Source organism: Streptomyces sp. NPDC127190, from assembly GCF_042672505.1.
Taxonomy (GTDB): Bacteria; Actinomycetota; Actinomycetes; order Streptomycetales; family Streptomycetaceae; genus Streptomyces.
Map to the genome: position 1 here is coordinate 108,659 of NZ_JBHXVE010000013.1, position 25,129 is coordinate 133,787.

The 25,129-nt window shown below is 73.0% G+C and carries 28 protein-coding genes and 1 riboswitch; of the genes, 12 read left to right on the top strand and 16 right to left on the bottom strand.

What is annotated here, in order from left to right; genetic code table 11:
- Nucleotides 1-15 precede the first annotated feature (15 nt).
- From ACFVIU_RS21145 to ACFVIU_RS21175, 7 genes are all read right to left on the bottom strand, one after another.
- Nucleotides 16-804 carry an SGNH/GDSL hydrolase family protein gene (locus tag ACFVIU_RS21145; protein WP_385844231.1) on the bottom strand — a complete coding sequence of 263 codons (789 nt, stop codon included), beginning with the start codon at nt 802-804 and terminating at the stop codon, nt 16-18.
- 57 nt (nt 805-861) lie between these two features.
- A complete protein-coding gene (locus ACFVIU_RS21150; protein WP_385844233.1) occupies nt 862-1,875 on the bottom strand; it encodes a hemolysin family protein in 1,014 nt (337 codons plus the stop codon).
- Entirely contained in the window at nt 1,872-3,227 is a 1,356-nt protein-coding gene (locus ACFVIU_RS21155) for a hemolysin family protein (protein ID WP_385844234.1), read from the bottom strand. Before ACFVIU_RS21155 ends, ACFVIU_RS21150 begins: the two co-directional genes overlap by 4 nt.
- A 151-nt stretch (nt 3,228-3,378) precedes the next feature.
- Nucleotides 3,379-3,804: a GNAT family N-acetyltransferase gene (locus ACFVIU_RS21160; protein ID WP_385844235.1), complete on the bottom strand. Its 426-nt coding sequence runs from the start codon at nt 3,802-3,804 to the stop codon at nt 3,379-3,381.
- Nucleotides 3,805-3,849: 45 nt separating this feature from the next.
- Entirely contained in the window at nt 3,850-4,740 is an 891-nt protein-coding gene (locus tag ACFVIU_RS21165; RefSeq protein WP_385844237.1) for an LLM class F420-dependent oxidoreductase, read from the bottom strand.
- A gap of 46 nt (nt 4,741-4,786) precedes the next feature.
- Nucleotides 4,787-7,357, bottom strand: a complete 2,571-nt coding sequence (locus ACFVIU_RS21170; protein ID WP_385844239.1) for an ABC transporter permease — start codon at nt 7,355-7,357, stop codon at nt 4,787-4,789.
- Nucleotides 7,358-7,361: 4 nt separating this feature from the next.
- Nucleotides 7,362-8,174: an ABC transporter ATP-binding protein gene (locus ACFVIU_RS21175; protein WP_385844240.1), complete on the bottom strand. Its 813-nt coding sequence runs from the start codon at nt 8,172-8,174 to the stop codon at nt 7,362-7,364.
- Nucleotides 8,175-8,343: 169 nt separating this feature from the next.
- On the opposite strand from ACFVIU_RS21175, the gene ACFVIU_RS21180 reads away from it, so the two are divergent.
- On the top strand, nt 8,344-8,586 hold the full coding sequence (locus ACFVIU_RS21180; RefSeq protein WP_385844241.1) for a toxin-antitoxin system HicB family antitoxin: 243 nt from the start codon (nt 8,344-8,346) through the stop codon (nt 8,584-8,586).
- Nucleotides 8,587-8,590: 4 nt separating this feature from the next.
- Entirely contained in the window at nt 8,591-8,965 is a 375-nt protein-coding gene (locus ACFVIU_RS21185) for a fic family toxin-antitoxin system, toxin component (RefSeq protein WP_385844242.1), read from the top strand.
- On the opposite strand, the gene ACFVIU_RS21190 is transcribed toward ACFVIU_RS21185, so the two are convergent.
- From ACFVIU_RS21190 to bioB, 4 genes are all read right to left on the bottom strand, one after another.
- Nucleotides 8,966-9,658 carry a class I SAM-dependent methyltransferase gene (locus tag ACFVIU_RS21190; protein WP_385844244.1) on the bottom strand — a complete coding sequence of 231 codons (693 nt, stop codon included), beginning with the start codon at nt 9,656-9,658 and terminating at the stop codon, nt 8,966-8,968.
- 81 nt (nt 9,659-9,739) lie between these two features.
- A complete protein-coding gene (gene bioD, locus ACFVIU_RS21195; RefSeq protein ID WP_385844245.1) occupies nt 9,740-10,456 on the bottom strand; it encodes a dethiobiotin synthase in 717 nt (238 codons plus the stop codon).
- Nucleotide 10,457: 1 nt separating this feature from the next.
- On the bottom strand, nt 10,458-11,747 hold the full coding sequence (locus ACFVIU_RS21200; protein WP_385844247.1) for an adenosylmethionine--8-amino-7-oxononanoate transaminase: 1,290 nt from the start codon (nt 11,745-11,747) through the stop codon (nt 10,458-10,460).
- Nucleotides 11,740-12,948 (bottom strand): biotin synthase BioB, encoded by a 1,209-nt coding sequence (gene bioB, locus ACFVIU_RS21205; RefSeq protein WP_385844248.1) that lies wholly within the window; start codon nt 12,946-12,948, stop codon nt 11,740-11,742. The genes ACFVIU_RS21200 and bioB overlap by 8 nt, the downstream gene beginning before the upstream one ends.
- A gap of 147 nt (nt 12,949-13,095) precedes the next feature.
- Here bioB and ACFVIU_RS21210 point away from each other — a divergent pair, with 147 nt between their 5' ends.
- Nucleotides 13,096-14,223, top strand: coding sequence for an 8-amino-7-oxononanoate synthase (locus tag ACFVIU_RS21210; protein WP_385844249.1), 1,128 nt, complete (start codon nt 13,096-13,098; stop codon nt 14,221-14,223).
- Nucleotides 14,224-14,288: 65 nt separating this feature from the next.
- On the opposite strand, the gene ACFVIU_RS21215 is transcribed toward ACFVIU_RS21210, so the two are convergent.
- On the bottom strand, nt 14,289-14,510 hold the full coding sequence (locus ACFVIU_RS21215; protein ID WP_385844250.1) for a DUF397 domain-containing protein: 222 nt from the start codon (nt 14,508-14,510) through the stop codon (nt 14,289-14,291).
- A 9-nt stretch (nt 14,511-14,519) separates the two neighbouring features.
- Nucleotides 14,520-15,380 (bottom strand): helix-turn-helix domain-containing protein, encoded by an 861-nt coding sequence (locus ACFVIU_RS21220; RefSeq protein ID WP_385844252.1) that lies wholly within the window; start codon nt 15,378-15,380, stop codon nt 14,520-14,522.
- A gap of 223 nt (nt 15,381-15,603) precedes the next feature.
- On the opposite strand from ACFVIU_RS21220, the gene ACFVIU_RS21225 reads away from it, so the two are divergent.
- On the top strand, nt 15,604-16,089 hold the full coding sequence (locus ACFVIU_RS21225) for an ATP-binding protein (RefSeq protein WP_385844254.1): 486 nt from the start codon (nt 15,604-15,606) through the stop codon (nt 16,087-16,089).
- Nucleotides 16,090-16,139: 50 nt separating this feature from the next.
- Here ACFVIU_RS21225 and ACFVIU_RS21230 read toward each other — a convergent pair whose 3' ends face one another.
- The 3 genes from ACFVIU_RS21230 to ACFVIU_RS21240 all read right to left on the bottom strand — a co-directional run bounded on the left by ACFVIU_RS21230 (nt 16,140) and on the right by ACFVIU_RS21240 (nt 18,130).
- On the bottom strand, nt 16,140-16,613 hold the full coding sequence (locus ACFVIU_RS21230) for a C40 family peptidase (RefSeq protein WP_385844255.1): 474 nt from the start codon (nt 16,611-16,613) through the stop codon (nt 16,140-16,142).
- Between the two features lie 3 nt (nt 16,614-16,616).
- A riboswitch (cyclic di-AMP (ydaO/yuaA leader) is annotated at nt 16,617-16,840 on the bottom strand.
- A gap of 340 nt (nt 16,841-17,180) precedes the next feature.
- Nucleotides 17,181-17,489, bottom strand: a complete 309-nt coding sequence (locus tag ACFVIU_RS21235) for a hypothetical protein (RefSeq protein ID WP_385844256.1) — start codon at nt 17,487-17,489, stop codon at nt 17,181-17,183.
- Nucleotides 17,490-17,494: 5 nt separating this feature from the next.
- Nucleotides 17,495-18,130, bottom strand: coding sequence for an ATP-dependent Clp protease proteolytic subunit (locus ACFVIU_RS21240; protein ID WP_385844257.1), 636 nt, complete (start codon nt 18,128-18,130; stop codon nt 17,495-17,497).
- A gap of 76 nt (nt 18,131-18,206) precedes the next feature.
- Here ACFVIU_RS21240 and ACFVIU_RS21245 point away from each other — a divergent pair, with 76 nt between their 5' ends.
- The 8 genes from ACFVIU_RS21245 (at nt 18,207) to ACFVIU_RS21280 (ending at nt 25,008) form a co-directional block, all read left to right on the top strand.
- Nucleotides 18,207-18,485 carry a type II toxin-antitoxin system Phd/YefM family antitoxin gene (locus ACFVIU_RS21245; RefSeq protein ID WP_385844258.1) on the top strand — a complete coding sequence of 93 codons (279 nt, stop codon included), beginning with the start codon at nt 18,207-18,209 and terminating at the stop codon, nt 18,483-18,485.
- 226 nt (nt 18,486-18,711) lie between these two features.
- The gene (locus ACFVIU_RS21250) at nt 18,712-19,014 is read left to right on the top strand and encodes an urease subunit gamma (protein WP_385844260.1); all 303 of its coding nucleotides are present in this window, start codon (nt 18,712-18,714) and stop codon (nt 19,012-19,014) included.
- Nucleotides 19,015-19,022: 8 nt separating this feature from the next.
- The gene (locus ACFVIU_RS21255) at nt 19,023-19,334 is read left to right on the top strand and encodes an urease subunit beta (RefSeq protein WP_385844262.1); all 312 of its coding nucleotides are present in this window, start codon (nt 19,023-19,025) and stop codon (nt 19,332-19,334) included.
- Nucleotides 19,327-21,048 carry an urease subunit alpha gene (locus ACFVIU_RS21260; protein WP_385844263.1) on the top strand — a complete coding sequence of 574 codons (1,722 nt, stop codon included), beginning with the start codon at nt 19,327-19,329 and terminating at the stop codon, nt 21,046-21,048. Before ACFVIU_RS21255 ends, ACFVIU_RS21260 begins: the two co-directional genes overlap by 8 nt.
- Entirely contained in the window at nt 21,048-21,722 is a 675-nt protein-coding gene (locus tag ACFVIU_RS21265) for an urease accessory protein UreF (protein WP_385844264.1), read from the top strand. The genes ACFVIU_RS21260 and ACFVIU_RS21265 overlap by 1 nt, the downstream gene beginning before the upstream one ends.
- 78 nt (nt 21,723-21,800) lie before the next feature.
- Nucleotides 21,801-22,481 carry an urease accessory protein UreG gene (gene ureG, locus ACFVIU_RS21270; protein ID WP_385844265.1) on the top strand — a complete coding sequence of 227 codons (681 nt, stop codon included), beginning with the start codon at nt 21,801-21,803 and terminating at the stop codon, nt 22,479-22,481.
- A complete protein-coding gene (locus ACFVIU_RS21275; protein ID WP_385844267.1) occupies nt 22,478-23,236 on the top strand; it encodes an urease accessory protein UreD in 759 nt (252 codons plus the stop codon). Before ureG ends, ACFVIU_RS21275 begins: the two co-directional genes overlap by 4 nt.
- Nucleotides 23,237-23,409: 173 nt before the next feature.
- The gene (locus ACFVIU_RS21280; protein ID WP_385844268.1) at nt 23,410-25,008 is read left to right on the top strand and encodes an alpha/beta hydrolase; all 1,599 of its coding nucleotides are present in this window, start codon (nt 23,410-23,412) and stop codon (nt 25,006-25,008) included.
- Nucleotides 25,009-25,129: the final 121 nt, after the last annotated feature.

A 25,129-nucleotide genomic window follows, 5' to 3' on the forward strand; every position in this document is an offset into this window, starting at 1 on the left:
GCGTCACTGCCGTCCTCAGGCCTGGCTCTCGTACGGCAGCAGGTCGGGGCGTTTGGCGGGGCGGCCGTCGCCGGAGGAGCGGCCGGTGAGGCGGCGGCCTATCCAGGGCAGCAGATGCTGGCGGGCGAACCGGGCGTCCGTCACCCGGCGGCTCAGCCAGCCGGGCGGGGCGGTGGCCGGCATCGGCACATGCCACTCGGTGTCCTCGGGCTCGTACCCGAGCGTCTGCCACACCGCCTCGGCGACCCGGCGGTGCCCCTCCGCCGTGAGGTGCAGCCGGTCCACGTCCCACATCCGCGGGTCGCTCAGCGCGGGGGCGCCGTACAGGTCGACCACCAGCGCGCCGTGCCGGCCGGCCAGCTCCTCCACGCAGGAGTACAGCTCCTCCATGCGCGGCCGGAACCGGTCCAGCACCGGTCCCTGGCGGCCGGGGCTGCGCATCAGCACCAGTTGCTTGCAGGACGGGGCGAGGCGTTCGACGGCCTCGGTCAGCAGGTCGCGCACCCGGACCATGTCGCACTTGGGCCGCAGGGTGTCGTTGAGACCGCCGACCAGCGTCACCACATCGGCGTTCATGGCGGCCGCCACGTCCACCTGCTCGGCCACGATCTGCCCGATGAGCTTTCCGCGCACGGCGAGGTTGGCGTACCGGAACCCCGGGGTGCGGGCGGCCATCCGCGCGGCGAGCAGGTCGGCCCAGCCCCGGTAGGAGCCGTCGGGCAGCAGGTCCGACATGCCCTCGGTGAAGGAGTCGCCGACCGCGACCAGGCTGGTGTACGGGGAAGGAGCGGGATTCGTCTGCATGGCGTCAGCGATGGTATCCCGGCTCCATACCCGTCGGTCGGTCGGCCCCGGAACGCCTCAGGCCGGCTGCCCGAACAGCTGCCGCAGCACGTCCTCCATGGTCACCAGACCGGCCAGCCGGCCGTCGTCGCCGAGGACCGCCGCGAGGTGCGTACGGCTGCCCCGCATCGCGGTGAGCACGTCGTCCAGCGGGGTCCGCTCGCGCACACGCGCGATGGGGCGCATGTCCCGCAGCCGGAACGGCACGTCCCGGGGCGAGGCGTCCAGCGCGTCCTTGACGTGCAGATAGCCCACGATGCGGCGGCCGGAGTCCACGACCGGGAACCGGGAGAAGCCCGACTCGGCCGACAGCCGCTCCAACTGCTCCGGGGTGACACCCACGCGCGCGTAGACCACCCGCTCCAGCGGTACGACCACGTCACGCACGGGCCGGCTGCCCAGTTCCAGGGCGTCGTGCAGCCGCTCCTGCGCCCGGTTGTCGATCAGCCCGGCCTCGCTGGCGTCCTTGACGATCTCGGCCAGCTCGGTGTCCGTGAAGGTCGCCGCCACCTCGCCCTTGGCCTCCACCCGCAGCAGCTTCAGCAGCCCGTTGGCGAAGGCATTGATCGCGAAGATCACCGGGCGCAGCGCCCGGGCCAGGGTGACCAGCGGCGGGCCGAGCAGCAGCGCGCTGCGCACCGGCTCGGCGAGCGAGATGTTCTTCGGGACCATCTCGCCGAGCAGCATGTGCAGATACGTGGCCAGGGCCAGCGCGATCACGAAGGACACGGCGTGGCCCGCGCCGACCGGCACGCCGAGCGCGTGGAAGACCGGCTCCAGCAGATGCGCGATCGCCGGCTCGGCGACCACACCGAGGACCAGGGTGCACAGCGTGATGCCGAGCTGGGCGGCGGCCAGCAGCGCCGACACGTGCTCCAGACCCCACAGCACGCTCCTGGCGCGCCGGTCGCCCTCCTGGGCGAGCGGTTCGATCTGCGAGCGGCGCACCGAGATCAGCGCGAACTCGGCGCCGACGAAGAAGGCGTTGACGACGAGGGTCGCCAGACCGATCAGCAGCTGTACGGCGGTCATCGCGCCCCCTCCGGCGTCGTCCCCTCGGCCGGCCGGCCGGGCTCGTCGTCCAGCGGTGCGTGCAGCAGCAGCCGGGCCGCCCGGCGGCCCGAGGCGTCCACCACCTCCAGCTGCCAGCCGGAGACCTGGACGCTGTCCCCGCTCGCCGGTATCCGCCCCAGCTCGGTGGCGACCAGTCCGGCCAGGGTCTCGTACGGCCCCTCGGGCACCCGGAGGCCCACGCGCGCCAGCTGGTCGGTGCGGGCGGCGCCGTCGGCCGAGTACAGCGCGCGGCCCTGCTCGTCCGCCCCGGCGGGGGCGAGGTCGGGTGTCTCGTGCGGATCATGCTCGTCGCGCACCTCGCCGACGACCTCCTCGACGATGTCCTCCAGGGTGGCCACGCCCGCCGTACCGCCGTACTCGTCGATGACCACGGCCATGGTCCGCCTGCCGCCGAGCCGGTCCAGCAGCCGGTCGACGGTGAGCGACTCGGGGACCAGCAGGGGTTCGCGCATCACCTGGGCGACCGTGCGGCGCGGGCGCTCCTCGGCGGGCACGGCCAGGACGTCCTTGATGTGCGCGATGCCGACGACCGAGTCCAGGCTGCCCCGGTAGACCGGGAACCGGGACAGTCCGGTGGCCCGGGTCGCGTTCGCCACGTCCTCGCAGGTCGCCTGGAGGTCCAGGGCGATCACCTGGACGCGCGGGGTCATCACGTTCTCGGCGGTCAGATCGGCCAGGTTCAGGGTGCGGACGAACAGTTCGGCGGTGTCCGCCTCCAGCGCGCCCTCCTTGGCGGAGTGCCGGGCGAGGGCCGCCAGCTCCTGCGGGCCGCGCGCGGAGGCCAGTTCCTCGGCGGGCTCGATGCCGAGCCGTCGTACGAACCGGTTGGCCGTGTTGTTCAGGTGGGTGATGAAGGGCCGGAAGACCGCGCTGAACCAGCGCTGGGCGTTGCCGACCCGCTTGGCCATGGCCAGCGGCGAGGAGATCGCCCAGTTCTTGGGCACCAGCTCGCCGACGACCATCAGGAACACCGTCGACAGGGCGGTGCCGAGCACCAGCGCCACCGAGGTCGCCGTGGACCGGGACAGGCCCATGGCCTCGAAGGGGCCGGCCAGCAGCTGGGCGATCGACGGCTCGGCGAGCATGCCGACCACCAGATTGGTGACGGTGATGCCGAGCTGGGCGCCGGAGAGCTGGAAGGTCAGGTTCCGTACGGCCTTCAGGGCGCCCGCGGCACCGCGCTCGCCGCGCGCGGCGGCCCGCTCCAGCTCGCCGCGCTCCACGGTGGTCAGCGAGAACTCCGCCGCCACGAAGGCGCCGCAGGCGAGGGACAGCAGGACCGCCACCAGAAGGAGCAGCACTTCGGTCATCGGGTCACCCCCGTCCCATGATCGGACAGGGCAGGACGGAACGCACGGTGTCGCGCACCGGGGGGCTCGCCCATGGGCGGACGCTCACAACCTTTCATGGAGGGCCGAGTACTCCCTCAATGGTAAAGGATGGGCAAAAATGCCGTGGGGGTCAGCCGGTGAGGGGCTTCACCCAGCGCCGCCACTGCTCCTGCGCGCCGTATCCGGCCGCCCGCCACGCGTGCTGCGCGCGCTCGTTGCGGACCAGCACCATCGCGTCCGCCCGCCGCCCGCCCAGCCGGACGAACCGCTCCTCGGCGGCGGCCAGCAGTGCCGTGGCGATGCCCTGTCGCCGCCGCTCCGGGTGCACCGCGAGCCGGTACAGATGGCACCGCCAGCCGTCGAAGCCGGCGATCACCGTGCCCACCAGCTCGCCGCCCAGCTCGGCCAGGATCAGCGCCTCGGGGTCACGGTCGACGAGCCGCTCCACCCCGGCGAGGTCGTCGCTGATGCTGGTGCCCTCGGCGGCCGTCCGCCAGAAGGCGAGGACGGCGCCGAGGTCGGCACCGGAGGCGGGGCGTATGCACAGATCGGTCATGCGCCCACCATGATCACGGCCGGTGGGCCGGAGCCGGGAATTCCATCATGCGGACTCCTCCGCGCGCAGCCGCTCCATCACCGGCGCGAACGCCTCCATGCACGGCTGGAGGACCGTCAGATACGTGAAGCCGTACCGCTCGCGCTGCGCCCGCACCTTCGCGACCACGTCGTCCAGCGGACCGGCGAGCACGATCGGCAGGGCCAGCGCCTGCTCCATGGTCAGCTGCGGCAGCCGCTCCAGCAGCGGCTTCAGCGCCGCCTCCGGATCGTCGGTGACCGCCACCTGCTGGATCAGCAGGTTCAGCTCGGCCGGAGCCGTCCGCCCCGCGGCCAGCGACCGGTAGCGGGCCACCCGCTCGTCCAGCTCCTCGGCGGTGAGCGGCTCCAGCGAGCCGGGGTCGCGGCCGGGCCGGGCCCCGGTGAAGGCCGCGATGTCCGCGTGCTCGGCGGTCAGCCGCAGCATCCGGTCGCCGTTGGCGCCGATCAGCACCGGCACCCGGGACTGGGCGGGCCGGGGCTCGTGCTCCGCCGAGCCCAGCAGCCGGTCCAGCTCCCGCACCGTGTGCCGCAGATGGTCCACCCGCTCGCCCGGCGAGCCGTACGGCAGCCCGGCCGCCTCGTGCTCGGCCGGCACATACCCGGTGCCGAGGCCCAGTTCGAGGCGGCCGCCGGTCAGCGCGTCCGTGGTCGCCACCTCGCGGGCCAGCAGCGTCGGGTTGTAGAACCCGGCGTTCAGCACGAAGGTGCCGACCCTGACCCGCTCGGTCGCCGCGGCCGCCGCGACCAGCGCCGGGAACGGCGCCGGCATCCCCAGATGGTCGGGGACGAGGACCACGTCGTACCCCAGTTCCTCGGCACGTTGGCAGGTGGCGCGCCACTCGGCGGCGGGCGCCGACGTGAGCAGATTGACCCCGAAGCGGAACGGACGTGACATCAACTCTCCCCGTATTGCTGCTTACTTGCCTACCGGGGCGATTCCATCACTCGTGCGCGATCGCCGCCAGTACGTTCATCCGCGACGCCCGCAGCGCGGGCAGCAGGGCCGCCACCACGCCCACCACCGCCGAGCCGACCACCACCGCGACGATCGTGCCCCAGGGGAACGCCAGCTCCGTCAACCCGCGCAGCGCCAGCACCCGTTGCATGCACACCCCCCACACCAGCCCCAGCGCCAGCCCCAGCACCGCGCCGAACACCGCGATCACCACCGACTCCAGCCGGATCATCCGGCGCAGCTGCCGCCGCCCGAGCCCGATCGCCCGCAGCAGCCCGATCTCCCGGGTGCGCTCCACCACCGACAGCGCGAGGGTGTTGACCACCCCGAGCACGGCGATGACGATGGCCAGCGCCAGCAGCGCGTACACCAGGTAGAGCAGCACGGAGATCTGGTCCTGGACCAGCTTCTTGTAGTCGCTCTGGTTGCGCACCTGCACCTGCGGATACGGCTTGAGGGCCTGCTCCAGCCGGGGCCGCAGGTCCTGCGGGTTCGTGCCGGAGGCCGCGTTCACGAACAGCGCGGAGTCCTGTCCGCCGGGCACGTACTTCTCCAGGGTGCCGAGGCCGAACCAGATGCCGCCCTCGTTGCCGAACCCCTGGTTCGTGCTGCCCTGCTCGGTCAGGGCGGCGACGGTCAGGTCCGCCGTGCGCCCGCCCGGGAACTCCACCGGGAGCACACTGCCCCACCGGATGCCGTGGTCCCGGGCATAGCCCGCGTCCAGCGCCAGCCGCCCGTCCGCCAGCGCGGCCGCCGAGCCGCCCCGGGCGTAAGCGATGTGCACGACCTCGTCGAGCCGGGGCCCGAACGCGGCGGCGAGGGTGCGCACCCGGCTGCCGTCGGGCAGCCGCACGGCGACGGGGCTGAGCCGCTCCGGCACGACCAGCCCGACCCCGCGCGTCGCCGCCACGGCGTCCCTGACCTCCTTGGTGTACGGCGTGAATCCGGTGCCCTGGACGACGAAGTCGGCGCCCAGCGTCCTGTCGATCTGCCGGTCGACCGACGCCGACAGGGAGGCGCTCGCCACCGACATCCCGCCCACCAGGGCGAGGCCCACCATCAGCGCCGCCGCCGTCGCCCCGGTGCGGCGCGGATTGCGCAGGGCGTTGCGCTGGCTCATCCGGCCGACCGGCCCGAACAGCGCCGGGAACGCCCCGCCCAGCACCCGGACCACCGGCCGCACCAGCAGCGGCCCGGCGACCACGGTCGCGACCAGGGTCAGCACCACGCCGACGCCCAGCAGCCCGGCCGCCGGCCCCGTCCGGGTGGCCGCCGCACACCCGGCCAGCGCGGCCGCGCCCAGCACGCCGATCACCGCCCCGGCGACCGCCCGGACCCTCAACGGCTTGCCCACGCCCGCGACCTCGGCGTCCGTGAGCGCCGCCATCGGGGAGACGGCGGCGGCCCGGCGCGCCGGCAGATAGGCGGCCACGAAGGTCACCCCCAGCCCGACGGCGTACGCGGCGAGGGGTGTGACCCAGCCGATCTGCATCTCGGTCGCCCTGAGGTTCATCCCGAACGCGCTCATCAGCCGGATCAGGCCGTACGCCAGTCCGGTCCCGGCGGCGAGGCCGAGCGTGGAGCCGACGAGCCCGAGCAGCAGCGCCTCGGTCAGCACCGAGCGCCGCACCTGCCGGCGGTCGGCGCCGAGTGCCCGCAGCAGCCCCAGTTCCCGGGTGCGCTGGGCGATCAGCATGGAGAAGGTGTTGACGATCAGGAACACCCCGACCAGCACGGCGATCCCGGCGAAGCCCAGCATCACGTACTTCACCACGTCGAGGAAGGTGCCGAGGCTGGCCGCGGCCGACGTGGCCTGCTCGGCGGCGGTCTTCAGGTCGTAGGTGCCGGGGCCGATGGCCGCGTCGATCCGCCGCTTGAGCTCCGTGCCGGACACCCCGCCCGCCGCGTCCACGGAGATGCTCGTGGCCTTCGCGGCCGACCCGAGCAGTTCCCGGCCGGCCACCGCCGGGTCCACGAAGAGCAGGGCCGCGCCCGGGTTGGTGGTGGTGAACGTGGCGATGCCGGACACCCGGACCCGGAAGGTGCCCGGCTGGGCGTGCACGGTCAGCAGGTCGCCGATCCGCACCCCCCGCTTGCCGGCCGTGTCCGCGTCCAGCAGCGCCTCGCCCGCACCGCGCGGCGCGTGCCCCGAGGTCAGCCGCACCGGGCTGCGAGGGGTGACCTGCCAGGACTGCGCGATCGTGGGCGCGCCGGTGGTCGGGCCGACGGACTGGTCCCGGCTGTCGACGACCACGATGTTCTGCACCGACACGTCGGCGCGGGCCGCCGCGACCCCGGGAACCCGGGCGACCCGGTCCCGCAGCGCGGCGGGCACGGTCTGGGCGGCGCCGCTCATCCGGGCGGCCCGCAGGTCGTCCTTCGGCTGCACGGTCACATCGGCGGCGGTGGAGGCGAACAGCCGGTCGAAGGTGCGGGTGACGGTGTCGGAGAAGATCAGGCTGCCCGCGACGAACGCCACGGACAGCAGCACGGCCAGCGCGGACAGGGCGAGCCGTCCCTTGTGCGCGAGGAAGCTCCGCAGGGTCGCTTTCAGCACCGGGTCAGCCCTCCTGGGCGGGGCCGCCGTCGCCGAGCGCCCCGCGGACCAGGTCGAATCGCTTCATCCGGTCCAGCACGGCCTGCGCGCTCGGGTGGTCCATCTCGTCCACGATCCGCCCGTCCGCCAGGAAGAGCACCAGGTCGGAGTGGGCGGCGGCGCCCGGGTCGTGAGTGACCATGACGACCGTCTGGCCGAGATCGTCCACCGCGCCGCGCAGAAAGCCCAGCACCTCCAGGCCGGACCGCGAGTCCAGGTTGCCGGTCGGCTCGTCGGCGAAGATCAGCTCGGGCCGGGAGGCCAGCGCCCGCGCGCAGGCGACCCGCTGCTGCTGGCCGCCGGACAGCTCGGCCGGCCGGTGGTCCAGCCGGTCCCGCAGACCGAGCCTGTCGATGACCTGGTCGAGCCACTGCTGATCGGGTCTGCGGCCCGCGATGTCCATCGGCAGGGTGATGTTCTCGGCGGCGGTCAGCGTGGGAATGAGGTTGAACGACTGGAACATGAACCCGATCCGGTCCCGCCGCAGCCGGGTCAGCTCCCGTTCCTTCAGTGCGGTGATCTCCGTGCCGCCCAGCCAGACCTGGCCGGCGGAGACCGTGTCCAGCCCGGCCAGACAGTGCATGAGCGTGGACTTCCCGGACCCCGAGGGGCCCATCACCGTGGTGAAACGACCGCGCGCGATGTCCACGTCCACCGCGTCCAGGGCGAGCACGCGCGTCTCGCCGGTGCCGTACGCCTTGGTCAGCCCGCGGGCCCGGGCAGCGGTCCCGTCGCCCGGCGCGCGGCCCGGGGCGTGCTCCGCAGCAGGTGTGTACACGAGCGCCTCCCGGTCGCCTCGACGTCCCGGCCCCGTGACCGAGGCCGGGCCCACCTCGTGCTCGGGACCGAGCCTAGTGTGACCCGGCGCACAGTCGTAGCGCAGCGCGCCCATCTGCCACCGCCGTGCGCCCTTGCTGCTGCTAGCAATGGAGCGCTAGCGTCGAGGCATGGCGAAGACCCAGCTGAACGTGCGCGTGGACGAGGGCACCGCCCGCGCGGCCCGCGAACGCGCCCTGGCCCGCGGGATCAGCGTCAACCGGTACATCGAGGAACTGGTCAGACAGGACACCGGTGAGGCCGGCCGGACGTTCGTCGAGGCCGCCGCCGACTTCATGAAGAGCTACGAGTCCGTGTTCGCCGAGGAGTTCGCCGAGGCCCGCAGGCCCGCACCGGAGGAAGGCCACCGCTGATCCCTTGAACGAGCTCAGCATCGACCTCGCCTGGCTGCTCATGCTCGCCGAACAGCGGACGCCCAGCGATCCGCAGGTCACCGACTGGGGCGCCCTGGTGGCCGCCGTCGCCCGGCACCGCGCCGAGATATTCGGCGTGCCCGTCTACGACGACCCGTACGCCCGCGCCGCCTCCCTGCTCCAGCTGCTCATCCATGTTCCGGCCCTGGAACGCTCCAACGCGCTGTTCGCCTGCGCCGTCGCGTACGGCTATCTCGTCGCCGGCGGGGTCAAGGTCGCCACCACCGCCGAGCAGGTCCGCGACCTCGCCCGGCTGGTCAAGGACGGCGCGGTGGGCGTCGACGACATCGCGCGGGAGCTGCGCCGCTGGAGCCTGTGATCAGTCCGACTCCGGCTCCTCGGGCCGCCAGGCGACCCCCAGCGCGCAGTAGGAGGCCGGCAGCGCCGGGCCGTTGTCCGGCAGCAGCACCCGGCGGTGCGGGCCGAGCCGGAACCCGGCCTCGCGCAGCGCGGCCACCGGCTCCCGGGAGACATGGCAGCCGCCGAACAGCGCGGGCCACACGGTGCGGTCCAGGGCCTGCTGGGTCAGCGTCATGATCCGGCCGCCGCCCCGCCCGTGCTCGAAGAAGCGGACCTCGCCGCCCGGGCGCAGCACCCGCCGTACCTCGGCCAGCGCCCGGGGGACGTCCCGCACGCTGCACAGCACCAGGGACAGCACCACCGCGTCGAAGGCCTCGCTCTTCACCGGCAGCGCCTCCGCGGCACCCGGCACCACGTCGACCGGGACCTCTGCGCGCAGCGCCGCCTCCAGGGCCAGCCGCCGGAGCAGGACCTCCGGCTCGATCGCCACCACCTCCGAGACGGTGCCCGGATAGTGCGCGAAGTTCAGCCCGTTGCCGGCGCCGATCTCGAGCACCCGCCCCGACACCCCGGCGAGCAGCCGCTCCCGGACGCCGGCCATGCCCAGCCGGGTCTCGGCACCCACGCTGAACCGGGCGTAGCAACGGGCGAACACCGGATGGCGGGCGGGGCCGCGCGCCACCGTGCCGGAGCCGCTGGACAGCAGCCGCATGGCAACCTCCCCGAAGTGGGCCTACGAGGAGTCTCCCCACGTACGCCCCCTTCCCACCCCTCGCCGGGAAACGGAACGCCGTTACGCCGCCTCGCGGGTGCGGAACGCCTCCGCGTCCCAGCTGCCGTCGAGGCGGGGGGCCAGCCAGCCGGGGGCCGCCGGGCGGAAGGCGGCCGGGGGCAGGGAGCCCGCGCCCGCGGGGATCGCGCCCAGCAGCGGGGCGCCGGACACCTCCGGCAGGTCGGTCACGTTGCAGCGCTCCGCGAGACCGGGGGAGTCCGGCCAGCTGCCGATCACCACGCCCGCCAACTCCACCCCGCGGCGGCGCAGTTCGCGTGCCGTCAGCTCGGTGTTGTTCAGTGTGCCCAGCCCTGCCGGGGTGACCACCAGGACCGGTGCGCCCAGCAGCCCCGCCGCGTCGGCCAGCGTGCCGCCCGCCGCGTCGAACCGGACGAGCAGCCCGCCCGCCCCCTCGACCAGCACCAGATCGTGCTCGGTGGCCAGCTTGGCCGCCGCCTCGGCCACCTGGTGCGGGTGCACCGGCGCCATCCCGGCCCGCCGGGCGGCCGTACCCGGCGCCAGGGGTTCGGGATAGCGGGCCAGTTCGGTCGCCGTGACCGGGCCCGCCAGCCGGGCGACCTCGTCGGCGTCGCCGCGCTCGTCCGGCCGTACGCCCGTCTGCGCGGCCTTCAGCACGGCGACCGAGCGCCCCGCCGCGAGCGCCGCGGCGGCGACCGCGGCGGTCGTGACGGTCTTGCCGATCTCCGTGCCCGTCCCGGTGATCACCAGTACCGACATCTCATCCCTCCCGCGCCGCGGCGCACACCGCGCGCGTGATCCGTGCCAGATCCTCGTCCGAAGTGACGTACGGCGGCATCGTGTAGACCAGGTCGCGGAAGGGGCGCAGCCACACGCCCTCCCGGACGGCGGCCGCGGTGGCGGCGGCCATGTCCACCTCGTGGTCCAGCTGGACCACACCGATGGCGCCGAGGACGCGGACGTCCCGCACCCCGGGCAGCCCCACGGCCGCCGCGAGGCCCTCGCGCAGGCCCGCCTCGATCCGCTTGACCTCCGTCTGCCAGTCCTGCCCGAGCAGCAGCTCCAGGGAGGCACAGGCCACCGCCGCCGCCAGCGGGTTGCCCATGAACGTCGGGCCGTGCGCCAGCACCGGGACCTCGCCGCGCGAGATGCCGTCGGCCACCCGGGCGGAGCACAGCGTCGCCGCCAGCGTCAGATAACCGCCGGTCAGCGCCTTGCCCACGCACATCACATCGGGGCTGACGCCCGCGTGGTCCGCCGCGAACAGCGCGCCCGTGCGGCCGAAGCCGGTGGCGATCTCGTCGAAGACCAGCAGCACGTCGTGCGCGTCGCACGCCTCGCGCAGCACCCGGAGGTACGCGGGGGAGTGGAACCGCATCCCGCCCGCACCCTGCACCACCGGCTCCACGATGACCGCGGCGGTCTCGTCGGCATGACGGGCGATCAGCTCGCGCAGACCGTCGGCGTACGACGCGTCGTACTCCGCGGGCGGTACCTCCGCGAACACCTGGCGGGGCAGGACACCGGACCACAGCTGGTGCATCCCGCCCTCGGGGTCGCACACCGACATCGGGTTCCAGGTGTCCCCGTGGTAGCCGCCCCGCCAGGTCAGCAGCCGCTGCTTGCCGGGCCGGCCGAGCGAACGCCAGTACTGGAGGCACATCTTCACCGCGACCTCGACCGACACCGACCCGGAGTCGGCCAGGAAGACATGCTCCAGGCCCTCCGGTGACATGTCGACAAGGAGCTTGGCGAGCCGGACGGCGGGCTCGTGGGTGAGCCCGCCGAACATGACATGGCTCATCCGGCCCAGCTGGTCGCGCACCGCCTCGTTGAGCACCGGGTGGTTGTAGCCGTGGATGGCCGACCACCACGAGGACATGCCGTCGACCAGCTCGCCCGAGCCGTCCGCGAGCCGCAGCCGGACCCCGCTCGCCGACTCCACGACGAGCGGTTCGGTCCGTCCGGGCATCGGGCCGTACGGGTGCCAGACGTGCCGGCGGTCCAGCTCCAGCAGCTCGGACACGGCCGGGCCGGGCAGCTCAGGCATTGGGCGCGAGGTCCGTTCCGGCGCCCCGGCGGCGGACGGCGACCAGATCGGGGCGGGGCTCGTTCGCCGCCGCGGGCGTCTCCGCCGTACCGCGGTCGGCGCCGGCCTCGTGCGAGCCGCACCCGGAGCCCTCGTGCGAGCCGCAGCCGGCGCTCTCGTGCGAGCCGCACACCGAGCCGCAGCCCGCGGCGGCCTCGGCCCGGTGCTCCGGCAGCGTCACCTGGTCGGTGCCCTCGACCTCGAACCCGGCGTCCGCGATCATCTCCAGGTCGGCCTTGCCCGCCTGGCCCTCACTGGTCAGGTAGTCGCCGAGGAAGATCGAGTTGGCCAGGTGCAGCGCGAGCGGCTGCATCGTGCGCAGATGGACCTCGCGGCCGCCGGCGATGCGCACCTCGACGTCCGGGCAGACGAACCGGACCATCGCCAGGATGCGCAGACAGCGCTGCGGGGTGAGGTTCCACTCCTTGGCCAGCGGAGTGCCCTCGAACGGGATCAGGAAGTTGACCGGCACCGAGTCCGGGTCCAGCTCGCGCAGCGAGAAGACCACGTCCACCAGGTCCTCGTCGCTCTCGCCCATGCCCGCGATCAGCCCGGAGCAGGCGGACAGCCCGGCCGCGTGCGCCTTGTTCACCGTGTCCACCCGGTCGGCGTACGTGTGGGTGGTGGTGATGTCCCCGTACGTCCCCTCGGACGTGTTCAGGTTGTGGTTGTAGGCGTCCGCGCCCGCCTCACGCAGTCGCTCGGCCTGGCCGTCGGAGAGCAGCCCGAGGCAGGCACACACCTCGACGCCCTCGTTCTGCTCCTTGATCGTCTTGATGGTCTGCGAGACCCGGTCCACGTCCCGGTCGGTCGGCCCGCGCCCGCTGGCCACCAGACAGACCCGCTTCGCGCCGCCCGCGAGCCCCGCCGCGGCCGCCTGGGACGCCTCGTCCGGCTTGAGCCAGGTGTACTTCAGGATGTCGGCCTTGGAGCCCAGCCGCTGGGAGCAGTAGGAGCAGTCCTCCGGGCACAGCCCCGACTTCAGGTTCACCAGATAGTTGAGCTTCACCCGGCGCCCGAACCAGTGCCGGCGCACCTTGCCGGCCGCGGCCACCACGTCGAGCAACTCGTCGTCCGAGGTCGCCAGCACGGCGAGCGCTTCCTCGCGGGTCGGCAGCTCGCGCCGAAGCCCCTTGTCCACCAGCGTGTTCAGCAGGTCCATGAGATCCGATCCTGTCCTACGGACCCGCTCCCGGCCAAGGAGAGTTTGCACAACGCTGACAGTTCACCGTGTGGGTATCGCCACACCTCGCGCCGCCCGTCGTGCCGCTAGGGTCTGTCCGCTACCTACAAAAGCACCGGAGGACCCATGGCGTTCGGCTGGATCGACGAGCAGGCCGAGGCGCGTCGCCGCGCCGGACTCGTACGCACCCTGCGCCCGCGCCCCGCCGAGTCACCGCTGCTGGACCTGGCCAGCAACGACTACCTGGGCCTCGCCCACCACCCCGAGACCGCCGAGGGCGCCGCCGCGGCCGCGCGCACCTGGGGCGGCGGTTCCACCGGGTCCCGGCTGGTCACTGGCAGCACCGAACTGCACGCCGAGCTGGAGCGCGAACTGGCCGACTTCTGCGGATTCGAGGCGGCCCTGGTCTTCTCCTCCGGGTACGCGGCCAACCTGGCCGCGGTCACCGCGCTCGGCCCGTACGGCTCGCTGATCGTCTCCGACGCGGGCAACCACGCCTCGCTCATCGACGGCTGCCGGCTCGCCCGCGGCGAGCGCCAGGTGGTCGGGCACGCCGACCCGGACGCGGTGCGCAAGGCGCTCGCCGGGCACGCGGGCCCGGCGATCGTGGTCTCCGACACGGTGTTCTCGGTGGACGGGGACCGGGCGCCGCTGGCCGCGCTGGCCGCGGCCTGCCGGGAGCACGGCGCCGGACTGGTGGTGGACGACGCCCACGGCCTGGGAGTGCTGGGCGACGGCGGCCGGGGCGCGCCGTACGCGGCGGGGCTCGCCGGGGCGGAGGACGTGGTGGTCACGGCCACCCTGTCCAAGTCGCTGGGCAGTCAGGGCGGGGTCGTGCTGGGCCCGGCGCGGGTCGTCGACCACCTGGTCAACGCGGCCCGGACCTTCATCTTCGACACCGGGCTGGCGCCCTCCGCGGTGGGCGCGGCGCTCGCGGCCCTGCGGCTGCTGCGCCGCGAGCCCGGGCGGGCGGCCCGGGCTCGCGAGGTCGCGGCGGAGCTGCACGCACGGCTGACCGCCGTGGGCCTGGAAGCGGTGCGTCCGGACGCCGCGGTGGTCTCCGTGCGGGCTCCGTCCCCGGAGCAGGCGGTGCGCTGGGCGGCCGACTGCCGTACGGCGGGGCTGGCCGTGGGCTGCTTCCGTCCTCCTTCCGTGCCCGACGGCGTGTCGCGGCTGCGGCTGACCGCTCGCGCGGACCTCTCCGGGGCAGAGATCGAACGCGCGGTACGGGTGATCGACGAAACGCGACCATGAGTCGGCGTGACACGGCCGTGCTTCGCACACAGCGGTCAGGGGTGTCGGTCGGTGATCGGATCTGATCAGAGAGCGGTGACGAACCCGGCCCAGGTCTCGGGCGAGAAGAGCAGCGCGGGGCCGCCCGGGGCCTTCGAGTCGCGCACGGCGAGCAGCCCGGCCGGTGGGCCGGAGCGCGGCCGGGCCGTCTCCACACAGTTGTTGGCTCCCGTGCTGTAGCTGCTGCGCAGCCAGTGCACGTCGTGCAGGTCGGTACTGGCAGGGACGTTCCGAGGCAGTGCGGTCATGGTGCCTCCCTACGCGCCGTCGCCTATCTGGGCGAGGTAGTCCAACGAGTCCTCGGGGGAAAGGGCGTGGAACTGAAGGGTCGTGAAGGCCTCCGAGTAGGCCATGAGGTCTTCTTTCCGTTCCAGATAGAGGCTACTCGTCAATTGGTCGAGAACAACTACATCTAGATCAGAAGTGCTCGGAAATGAGAAGATAACGAAAGGCCCGGTGAGGCCGATATGTGCTCCGGCGCCGAAGGGCAGCACCTGGAGCCGCACCTGGGGCAGTCGGGCCGCCTCGGCCAGCCGCTGAAGCTGCCGGGCCATCACCTCGGGGCCGCCGACCTCGCGGCGCAGCACCGCCTCGTCCAGTACGGCGCTCAGCGCCAGCGGCGGATCCGCCCGCAGGACGTCCTGGCGGGCCAGCCGCACCTCCACCAGCGCGTCCAGGCGCTCCTCGTCCAGGTCCTTCACGGCGGCCCGGGTCACCGCGCGGGCGTACTCGGCCGTCTGGAGCAGACCGGGCACGACCGTGGTCTCCAGGGTGCGCATCGCGCTCGCCTGCGACTCCAGGCTGATGAAGTCGCGATAGGTGGGCGGGATCACCCCGCGGTACGCGTGCCACCAGCGGTTCCGGCCGCCCGTGTCCTCGGGCCCCGCCAACATCAGCAGCATCTCGCGCAGTTGACCGTCGTGGACCCCGTAGGCGTCGAGCAGTAACCGCAGATCGGCCGGTTTCACGCCGCTGGCGCCGGTCTCGATACGGCTCACTTTCGACTGGTGCCAGCCGACCAGCCGGGCCGCCTCACCGCTCGTGAGCCCGGCTCCGGTACGCAGCGTACGCAGTTCGTCGCCCAGTTTGCGGCGCCGCACCGCCGGACCGTTCTGCATGGGCTGCTCCTTACTCCGTCTGCTCGCCTCCGTGCCGCTGGAATACGGTCTCGCGTCGCAGAGTTCACCGCTTCGAGCGACAGATATATGCATATCTCGGTGGATCGCCCCCCGTGACCGGTCGGGTGATGGCAGTCTGACGGGCAAGCACCAGTCCGGGACCGTACTCGAACCGGCCGCTCCATGCCGGACACCGGTCCCGTGGGAAAGGGACGACGTCGCCATGGCAGACCATCTGGAAGCATCCGTCACTCTGCCGAGCGATCCCGCCTCGGTCTCCGCCGCCCGCTCCTATGTCGTGGGCACGCTCGCGGAGTGGGGCCTCCCCTCGGACGCCGACATCGCCGACACGGTACGGCTCATCGTCTCCGAACTCGCCACCAACGCCGTGCAGCACACCTTCGGGCAGTCACCCACCTTCACGGTCGACCTCGCGCTGGGCCGTGACGAGCATCTGCGCATCGGGGTCACGGACAGCCATCCGCGCTTTCCGAAGAGACTGCCCGCCGCCGTGCAGCAGGACAACGGCCGCGGCATGGTCATCATCCGCTGGCTCACCGCCGAGTGCGGTGGCAGGCTCCGTGTCCGGCCCACCCGGGAGGGCGGCAAGACGGTCTCGATCGAACTCCCCTGGGCCGTCCCCGCCGAGCCGGTACCGACGGCGGCGCAGCGCCCCGAGGCGGCTCGCCGCGCCGACATCCGGCGCTGACGGCGTGCGGAGCGGCCACGGGCCCGAGGCCGCTCCACAACGGTGCCGGGTCAGCTGACCCGGCCGTACCAGACGCTCCGGGTCCAGATCTTCTGGAGCCTGACCACATCGCCGGACTTCGGGGCGTGCCAGATGTTGCCGTGGCCGGCGTAGATGCCGACGTGGTAGACGCTGGAACCCGAGTGGAAGAACACCAGGTCGCCCGCCTTGCGGTTGCGGGCCGAGATGTGGTGCGTCTTGTTGTACTGCCCGGCGGCCGTGCGCGGCAGGGTCTTGCCGGCCTTCTTGAACGAGTACAGCGTCAGACCCGAGCAGTCGAACCGGCGCGGTCCGGTGGCCCCCCACTGGTAGGGGGCGCCCTTCTTGGAGGCCGCGACCTGGAGCGCCTTCGAGGCCAGGGTCGCCGCCGAGGCGTCGGCGGACAGGCCCGGCACCGCGATCGAGCCGCCCACGGCGGCGAGGGTGAGAGCCGAGGCCGTACCGGCCCGGGCCATGAGCGACGGGACACGATTGAGCGCAGTCATGCGCAACCCTTCGTCAGCCGCCTGTGAAGGATGACCTGTCGGATTCGGGCTGGCGAAGTTGCCCGGCCGCATCGCTGCGGCTTCACCCCAAGGGTTGCTCGGCACGCCCGTTCGTCCACGACGAACGTCCGCGTCGGCGACCCGTCTTGCTTGGGTCCTCCACTCCTGCCGATCCACTCCTGTCGACCGGTCATCCGGGTGGCGGCAGGACTCGGCGTCCGCCCGGACCGCCCCGCCGCGGTGGCGGGGGCTTGTCGTCAGACAGGGATCTTGGCTCACAGCTGTCCGAAAATCCCAATGAAATCGAGGATTTGTGGCGTTACTCACCACTCACCCGTTCGGGTGGACAGTGTTCCGTTCGAGCCGCCGTCAGATCCCGGACGTAGCCCCGGACCTGGGACGCAGCCGTTCCGGATGAGGCTCAAACATGGTCCGTGCGCAACTCGTGCGGACCGGAAACGGCGCCGGATATACACCGGTCGGCCGTACATCGTTCGGACCGTTTCCCGTGCGTCCCGAACGCCGCGTGTCGACGTCCGGGACCGGTCGGACCGCCGCCGCGTCCGGTCAGCCGGCGCCGTCGGACGGGAGCGTGACGCGCGCGGTACGGCGCTCGCCGTCCAGCACCCGCAAGGCCCGTGCCAGCGTGTGCCCGTGCAGCTCCGTCTCGCCCCGACGGTGCATCAGGTCGAGCGCGTCCCGCAGCTCGGTGGCCTTGCGCACCAGCGCCTGCGCCGCGCGCAGCCCGTGGTAGGTGTTCCCGGCGCGCGCGGGATTGATCCGGCCGAGCAGGTCGACGGACTCCAGGTAACGGTCGATCAACTCGCCCTCGGCGCGGGTCAGCGCGGGCAGCGGCGGCAGTTCCGGTGGCAGCATCGCGTTCACCCCGCGTCGGGGCCGGCGAGCGCGCCGCGCCGGCCGGGCACGATGCCGTCCACCAGGCCGTAGGCCAGCGCGCCCGGGGCGTCCAGCACCAGGTCCCGCTCCAGGTCCCGGTGCACCTGCTCCGCCGTGCGCCCGGTGTGCCGTACCAGTATCTCCTCCATCAGAGCCCGGGTGCGGGCCAACTCCTCGGCCTGGATGACCAGGTCGCTCGGCTGGCCCCGCACGGGCTCGGGCAGCCGCGGCTGGTCGATCACCATGCGTGCGCCCGGCAGGGTGAACCGCTTGCCCGGGGCGCCGGCCGCGACCAGGACCGCCGCGTAGGAGGCGGCCTGGCCCAGGCAGTAGGTCGCCACGTCGCAACCGACGTACTGCATCGTGTCGTAGACCGCGGTCAGCGCCGCGAAGGTGCCGCCGGGGGAGTTGACGTACAGCGTGATGTCCCGGTCCGGCGCGGCGTGTTCCAGATACATGAACTGCGCCATCACGTCGTTGGCGGCCGCCTCGTCGAGCGGCGTGCCGAGGAACACCACCCGGTCCTCGAAGAGCTTCGCGTACGGATCGAGCGTGCGCACGGTACTGCCCGTGCGCTCGGTGAACTCGGGCAGGACATGGCGGGCGAACGGTCGGGACATGAGCACACCCCTCCTCGGAGCGAGAACCTCGGTCTGTAAAAAATGTACAGGACGTACGTGACGTTAGAATGAGGTCATGGCCTATGAGATTCCGGTGACGCAAGCCAGGGCCGAGCTGGCCGACCTGATCAACCGCGTGGTGTACGGCGGTGAGCGCGTCGTGGTGACCCGGCATGGAAAGCCGCTGGTCGCGCTGGTCTCGGCCGCCGATCTGGAGCGGCTCGACACGCTCGACGAGCCGGCCGAGGAGCAGGTCGTCAGCACGGTGTCGGGAGTCCAGGAGGCCGGTTCCGCCGTGCGTGAACAGCAGCGGTTCGGCCTCGCGGCCGAGCACCGGAGGCCGGGCATGCGCTGAGCCGCGCGGGTATGTGCGAGTCCATCGCGCGGTCATGCCGTGATCAAGGTCTGGTTAACGTCGTTGAAACTCCGGCGAACTAGCCTGCCGATCCACGCCACCAGGGGTTTTTCTGCCCGGATTGTCGCCGAAACTGCGATGTGTCTGTGTGTTACACCTATCCCCGTCGTGGTGGCTGCGGCAGCCGGACCCCGCACGGTCCGGAGCAAGGACTGTGAGGTGGGACGTGCAACTGACCCCGCACGAGCAAGAGCGACTGCTCATTCACGTGGCGGCCGACGTGGCCGAGAAGCGCAGGGCCCGCGGCCTCAGGCTCAACCACCCGGAGGCGGTCGCCCTCATCACGTCGCACATCCTGGAGGGCGCGCGGGACGGCCGTACCGTCGCCGAACTGATGTCCTCCGGCCGCAAGCTGCTCACCAGGGACGACGTCATGGACGGCATCGCGGAGATGATCCACGACGTCCAGGTCGAGGCCACCTTCCCGGACGGCACCAAGCTCGTCACCGTCCACGAGCCGATCGTCTGAGGGCCGCGATGATCCCCGGAGAGATCCTGTTCGCGGACGACCCCGTGCCCTTCAACGAGGGCCGCGAGGTCACCGCGCTCACCGTCCTCAACGCCGCCGACCGGCCGGTCCAGGTCGGCTCCCACTACCACTTCGCCGAGGCCAACCCCGGGCTGGAGTTCGACCGTGCCGCCGCCCGCGGCAAGCGGCTGAACGTCGCCGCGGGCACCGCCGTGCGCTTCGAGCCCGGCATCCCCGTCGACGTCGAACTCGTCCCCCTCGCCGGCGCCCGGGTCGTGCCGGGGCTGCGCGGGGAGACCGGAGGGGCCCTCGATGCCTGAGATCAGCCGCGCCGCCTACGCCGATCTGTTCGGCCCCACCACCGGCGACCGCATCCGGCTCGCCGACACCGACCTGCTGATCGAGATCGAGGAGGACCGCTCCGGCGGCCCCGGCACCTCCGGGGACGAGTCGGTCTTCGGTGGCGGCAAGGTCATCCGCGAGTCGATGGGCCAGTCCCGCGCGACCCGCGCCGAGGGCACCCCCGACACCGTGATCACCGGTGCCGTCGTCGTCGACCACTGGGGCGTCGTCAAGGCCGACGTGGGCATCCGGGACGGCCGGATCACCGCGCTCGGCAAGGCGGGCAACCCGGACACCATGGACGGTGTCCACCCCGACCTGGTCATCGGCCCCGAGACCGAGATCATCGCGGGCAACGGACGGATCCTCACCGCCGGTGCCATCGACGCGCACGTCCACTTCATCTGCCCCCAGGTCGCCGACGAGGCACTGGCCTCCGGCATCACCACCCTGGTCGGCGGCGGCACCGGACCCGCCGAGGGCTCCAAGGCCACCACCGTCACCCCCGGCCCCTGGCACCTGGCCCGGATGCTGGAGGCGATGGAGGCCTACCCGGTCAACGTCGGCCTGCTCGGCAAGGGCAACACCGTCTCGCACGAGGCGATGCTCTCCCAGATCCGCGGCGGCGCCGTCGGCCTGAAGCTGCACGAGGACTGGGGCTCCACCCCGGCCGTCATCGACGCCGCGCTCACCGTCGCCGACCGCACCGGCATCCAGGTCGCGATCCACACCGACACGCTGAACGAGGCGGGCTTCGTCGCCGACACCCTCGCCGCGATAGGCGGCCGGGGCATCCACTCGTACCACACCGAGGGCGCCGGCGGCGGGCACGCGCCGGACATCATGACGGTCGTCTCCCAGCCCAACGTGCTGCCCAGCTCCACCAACCCGACCCGGCCGTTCACCGTCAACACCGCCGAGGAACACCTCGACATGCTGATGGTGTGCCACCACCTCAATCCTGCGGTCCCCGAGGACCTGGCCTTCGCCGAGTCCCGGATCCGGCCGTCCACCATCGGCGCGGAGGACATCCTGCACGACCTCGGCGCGATCTCGATCATCTCCTCCGACGCCCAGGCCATGGGCCGCGTCGGCGAGGTCGTCCTGCGCACCTGGCAGACGGCGCACGTGATGAAGCGCCGGCGGGGCGCGCTGCCGGGCGACGGCCGCGCCGACAACCACCGGGTACGGCGCTATGTCGCCAAGTACACGATCAACCCGGCGCTCGCCCAGGGCCTCGCCGCCGAGATCGGCTCCGTGGAGACCGGCAAACTCGCCGACCTGGTGCTGTGGGAGCCCGCCTTCTTCGGGGTCAAGCCGCTCCTCGTGCTCAAGGGCGGACAGATCGCCTACGCGCAGATGGGCGACGCCAACGCCTCCATCCCCACCCCGCAGCCCATCCTGCCGCGCCCCATGTACGGCGCGATCGGCCGCGCCCCGGCCGGCAACTCGGTCAACTTCGTCTCCCAGGAGGCGATCGAGGACGGGCTGCCGCAGCGGCTGGGGCTCGGCAAGCGGTTCGCGGCGATCGAGTCCACGCGCGGGGTCACCAAGGCCGACATGCGGGAGAACGACGCCCGGCCGGACGTCCGGATCGACCCCGACAGCTTCGCCGTGCACATCGACGGCGAGCTGGTCGAGGCCACCCCGGCCGCCGAACTGCCCATGGCCCAGCGTTACTTCCTCTTCTGATGTCCAGGGCAGCACTGCTCGTCCTGGCCGACGGCCGGTTCCCCGCCGGAGGGCACGCGCACTCCGGCGGGGCGGAGGCCGCGGTCAAGGCGGGCCGGATCACCTGCGCCGCGAGCCTGGAGGACTTCTGCCGGGGCCGGCTGCACACCGCAGGCCGGGTCGCGGGCGCGCTGGCGGCCGCCGCCGTACTCGGCGCGGACCCGGGGGAGCTGGACGCCGCGGCGGACGCCCGTACGCCGTCCCCCGCCCTGCGGACCGCCGCGCGCCGCCTCGGCCGGCAGCTGCTGCGGGCCGCCCGGGCGAGCTGGCCGTCGGCCGAACTCGACGCGCTGGCCCGGGCGTTCCCCAAGGGCGCCCATCAGCCGGTGGTGCTCGGGCTGGCCGCGCGGGCGGCCGGACTCACGCCCGAGGACGCGGCGTACTGCGCGGTCTACGAGAGCGTCAGCGGACCGGCGACGGCCACCGTCCGGCTGCTCAGCCTCGACCCCTTCGACGCGACCGGGGTGCTGGCCCGGCTGGCGCCGGAACTGGACCGCGTCGCCGACGCGGCGGTGACGGCGGCGCGCCGGGTGGCCGCCGACGGGGTCGACGCGCTGCCCGCCGCCTCGGCACCGGTGCTGGAGGTCATGGCGGAGGCGCACGCGGCCTGGCCGGTGCGGCTGTTCGCGTCCTGACCCCGCCCCTTCGCCCCCGAACAGCTTGGACCACACGTGGCCGTCCCCCCACCCGGCCACTCGCACAAGGAGCCGCACATGCACCTCGACCACGACCACTCCGGCCCCGCCGCCGTCAGCGCCGACGCGGGCCGGCCCGACGGATCGCGCCGTGCGCTGCGCATCGGGCTCGGCGGGCCCGTCGGGTCCGGGAAGACCGCCACCGTCGCCGCGCTCTGCCGGGCGCTGCGCGACGAACTGTCCCTCGCGGTCGTCACCAACGACATCTACACCCGTGAGGACGCCGAGTTCCTGCTGCGGGAGGCCGTGCTGCCGCCCGAGCGGATCACGGCCGTCGAGACCGGCGCCTGCCCGCACACCGCCATCCGCGACGACATCTCCGCCAACCTGGAGGCCGTCGAGGACCTGGAGGACGCGGTCGGCCCGCTGGACCTGATCCTGGTCGAGTCCGGCGGCGACAACCTCACCGCCACCTTCTCCAAGGGGCTCGTGGACGCGCAGATCTTCGTCATCGACGTGGCCGGCGGCGACGACATCCCGCGCAAGGGCGGTCCCGGTGTCACCACCGCCGACCTGCTCGTCGTCAACAAGACCGACCTCGCCCCGTACGTCGGCTCCGACCTCACCCGGATGGCCGCCGACGCCACGGCGCAGCGGGCCCAACTTCCTGTGGTGTTCCAGTCGTTGCGGAGCGACAAGGGCGTCGCCGACGTCGCCGCCTGGGTCCGGGAGCGGCTCGCCGCGTGGACGAAGGCATGACCGCCACCGGCGTACGGGCGAGCGCGCGGATCGTCGCCCGCGCCGACGGGCGCGGCGGTACCGCGCTGCCCGTCCTGGACGGCGAGGGCCCGCTGGCGCTGCGCCGGACCCGGGCGAGCGGCGCCGGCGCGCGGGTGATGGTCGTCGGCGCGATGAGCGGGCCCCTCGGCGGCGACCGGTTCCAGCTGCACGCCCGGGTCGAGGCGGGCGCTCTGCTGCACGTCGGCTCGGCCGCGGCCACCCTCGCGCTGCCCGGCCAGGCCGGCGGCGAGGCCCGCTACGACGTCCGGCTCGAGGTGGCCGACGACGCCGAACTGCACTGGCTGCCCGAGCAGTTGATCTCGGCGAAGGGCAGCGATCTGTGTGTCGCCACCCGCGCCGAACTCGCCGCCGGGGCCCGGCTCGTGCTGCGCGAGGAGCAGGTGCTCGGCCGGGCCGGGGAGCAGCCGGGCCGGCTCACCAGCCGGCTGACCGTACGGGTGGCGGGCCGTACCGTGCTCGACCAGGAACTGTCCTGCGGACCCGGGGCACCGGGCGGCTGGGACGGTCCCGCGGTGCTCGCCGGGCACCGGGCGGTCGGTCAACTCGTGGTGGTGCGGCCCGAGTTCGCGCAGCACCCGGTGGAGGGGCGGATGCTGGGGGAGAGCGCCGCGCTGATCCCCCTGGCCGGGCCGGCGGTCCTGGTCAGCGCCGTGGCGCCGGACGCCCTGCGGCTGCGGCGCCTCCTGGACGAGTCGTTGGCCTCCCTCGGCTGAACGCGCCCCCGCCAGGCGGCCCGGTGAACACCCCCTCCCACCAACGGACATGACCATCCGTTTATCGGATTGGTAAAGATGAGCGGCATCCTCTGTTCTCGGGCCGCTCACAGCCGAAAGGATCCGCCGACTGACCAACTCGCAGCGATGCCTATGCAGGGGGAGGGGCCCTCTTGAGGGACAACAGACCGAAGAGCCGTCTACTGGCGCTCGGTTCCGCCGGAGCACTCGTCACCGCCACGCTGATCGCCGGTGCCGTGTCCGCGCCCGCCGCCGGCGCCGTCGGCCGGCCGAGCCAGGACCGCGAGGCCGGCGGAGCCGCGATAGCCGCCGCCCGGGCCGCCGAGACCGGCATCGACTGGCAGGACTGCCCGGCCGACTGGGGGCTGGAGAAGCCCATCCAGTGCGGCTGGGTCAGCGTGCCGCTGGACTACGCCCACCCGTACGGCGAGCAGATCCAGCTCGCCGTCGACCGCATCGGCAACACCGGCACCCCGGCCGAGCGGCAGGGCGCCCTCGTCTACAACCCGGGTGGCCCCGGCGGCTCCGGGCTGCGCTTCCCGCGCCGGGTCACCACCAAGAACGCCGTCTGGGCGAACGTCGCCAAGGCCTATGACTTCGTCGGCTTCGACCCGCGCGGTGTCGGCCACTCCGCGCCCATCTCCTGCGCGGACCCGCAGGAGTACGTGAAGGCGCCGAAGATGGACCCGGTGCCGGACACCGAGGCCGACAAGACCGCCCAGCGCGCGCTCGCCCGCGACTACGCCGACGGCTGCCTGGACCGCACCGGCCGCGCGATGCTCCAGCAGATGACCACCCCGAACACGGCCCGCGACCTGGACGTCATCCGCGCCGCGCTCGGCGAGCAGAAGCTCAACTACCTCGGTGTCTCCTACGGCACCTACCTCGGCGCCGTCTACGGCACGCTCTTCCCGGGCCATCTGCGCCGCATGATCGTGGACAGCGTGGTCAACCCCTCCCGCGAGAACATCTGGTACCAGGCCAACCTGGAGCAGGACATCGCCTTCGAGGGCCGCTGGAAGGACTGGGAGGACTGGGTCGCCGCGAACGACGCCGTCTTCCACCTCGGCACCACCCGGGACGCCGTCCAGGCCCAGTGGCTCCAGCTGCGCGCCACCGCCAAGAAGAACCCCATCGGCGGGGTCGTCGGCCCGGCCGAGCTGATCTCCTTCTTCCAGAAGGCGCCGTACTACGACTCCTCGTGGGTGCCGGTCGCCACCGCGTTCGCCAAGGCCGTCGCCGGTGACACCCAGCCCCTGATCGCCGCCGCCGCGCCCGACCCGACGAACACCGCGGGCAACATATCCGCGGAGAACGGCAACGCCGTCTACACGGCCGTCGAGTGCACCGACGCCAAGTGGCCCACCAGCTGGCGCACCTGGGACCGGGACAACACCCGGCTCAACCGCGACTATCCCTTCTTGACCTGGTCCAACGCCTGGATGAACCTCCCCTGTGCCAGCTGGCCGGTCAAGCAGCACCACCCGGTCGACGTCACCACCCACGAGGGCCTGCCGCCGGTGCTCATCGTGCAGTCCACCCGGGACGCCGCCACCCCGTACCAGGGCGCGGTCGAACTGCACCAGCGCTTCGACGGCTCCCGCCTGATCACCGAGAAGGACGCGGGCTCCCACGGGGTGACCGGCCTGGTCAACCCCTGCATCAACCAGCGCGTCGACGCCTATCTGCTCGCCGGCACGCTGGACGACGCGGACGTGACCTGCGCTCCGCACGCCACGCCCAAGCCGTGACCGCGTTCGTACGATGACGGGGGGGGGGGGGGGGGGGCGCGCCCCCCCCCCGCACAAACGCGGGGGGCGCCGGGGGGGGGGGGGGGTGTGAGCGGGGTGGGTGGGGGAGAGCTGGAGAGAC

Coding starts and splice junctions, on each gene's coding strand:
- ACFVIU_RS21190 (WP_385844244.1), bottom strand. CDS start 9,658: ATGCGGCTGCTGTCCAGCGGCTCCGGCACGGTGGCGCGCGGCCCCGCC.
- ACFVIU_RS21160 (WP_385844235.1), bottom strand. CDS start 3,804: ATGACCGATCTGTGCATACGCCCCGCCTCCGGTGCCGACCTCGGCGCC.
- ACFVIU_RS21245 (WP_385844258.1), top strand. CDS start 18,207: ATGGCCTATGAGATTCCGGTGACGCAAGCCAGGGCCGAGCTGGCCGAC.
- bioB (WP_385844248.1), bottom strand. CDS start 12,948: ATGGACCTGCTGAACACGCTGGTGGACAAGGGGCTTCGGCGCGAGCTG.
- ACFVIU_RS21155 (WP_385844234.1), bottom strand. CDS start 3,227: ATGACCGAAGTGCTGCTCCTTCTGGTGGCGGTCCTGCTGTCCCTCGCC.
- ACFVIU_RS21260 (WP_385844263.1), top strand. CDS start 19,327: ATGCCTGAGATCAGCCGCGCCGCCTACGCCGATCTGTTCGGCCCCACC.
- ACFVIU_RS21225 (WP_385844254.1), top strand. CDS start 15,604: ATGGCAGACCATCTGGAAGCATCCGTCACTCTGCCGAGCGATCCCGCC.
- ACFVIU_RS21180 (WP_385844241.1), top strand. CDS start 8,344: ATGGCGAAGACCCAGCTGAACGTGCGCGTGGACGAGGGCACCGCCCGC.
- ureG (WP_385844265.1), top strand. CDS start 21,801: ATGCACCTCGACCACGACCACTCCGGCCCCGCCGCCGTCAGCGCCGAC.
- ACFVIU_RS21145 (WP_385844231.1), bottom strand. CDS start 804: ATGCAGACGAATCCCGCTCCTTCCCCGTACACCAGCCTGGTCGCGGTC.
- ACFVIU_RS21230 (WP_385844255.1), bottom strand. CDS start 16,613: ATGACTGCGCTCAATCGTGTCCCGTCGCTCATGGCCCGGGCCGGTACG.
- ACFVIU_RS21210 (WP_385844249.1), top strand. CDS start 13,096: ATGGCGTTCGGCTGGATCGACGAGCAGGCCGAGGCGCGTCGCCGCGCC.
- ACFVIU_RS21275 (WP_385844267.1), top strand. CDS start 22,478: ATGACCGCCACCGGCGTACGGGCGAGCGCGCGGATCGTCGCCCGCGCC.
- ACFVIU_RS21235 (WP_385844256.1), bottom strand. CDS start 17,489: ATGCTGCCACCGGAACTGCCGCCGCTGCCCGCGCTGACCCGCGCCGAG.
- ACFVIU_RS21240 (WP_385844257.1), bottom strand. CDS start 18,130: ATGTCCCGACCGTTCGCCCGCCATGTCCTGCCCGAGTTCACCGAGCGC.
- ACFVIU_RS21215 (WP_385844250.1), bottom strand. CDS start 14,510: ATGACCGCACTGCCTCGGAACGTCCCTGCCAGTACCGACCTGCACGAC.
- ACFVIU_RS21200 (WP_385844247.1), bottom strand. CDS start 11,747: ATGCCTGAGCTGCCCGGCCCGGCCGTGTCCGAGCTGCTGGAGCTGGAC.
- bioD (WP_385844245.1), bottom strand. CDS start 10,456: ATGTCGGTACTGGTGATCACCGGGACGGGCACGGAGATCGGCAAGACC.
- ACFVIU_RS21150 (WP_385844233.1), bottom strand. CDS start 1,875: ATGACCGCCGTACAGCTGCTGATCGGTCTGGCGACCCTCGTCGTCAAC.
- ACFVIU_RS21255 (WP_385844262.1), top strand. CDS start 19,023: ATGATCCCCGGAGAGATCCTGTTCGCGGACGACCCCGTGCCCTTCAAC.
- ACFVIU_RS21165 (WP_385844237.1), bottom strand. CDS start 4,740: ATGTCACGTCCGTTCCGCTTCGGGGTCAATCTGCTCACGTCGGCGCCC.
- ACFVIU_RS21265 (WP_385844264.1), top strand. CDS start 21,048: ATGTCCAGGGCAGCACTGCTCGTCCTGGCCGACGGCCGGTTCCCCGCC.
- ACFVIU_RS21220 (WP_385844252.1), bottom strand. CDS start 15,380: ATGCAGAACGGTCCGGCGGTGCGGCGCCGCAAACTGGGCGACGAACTG.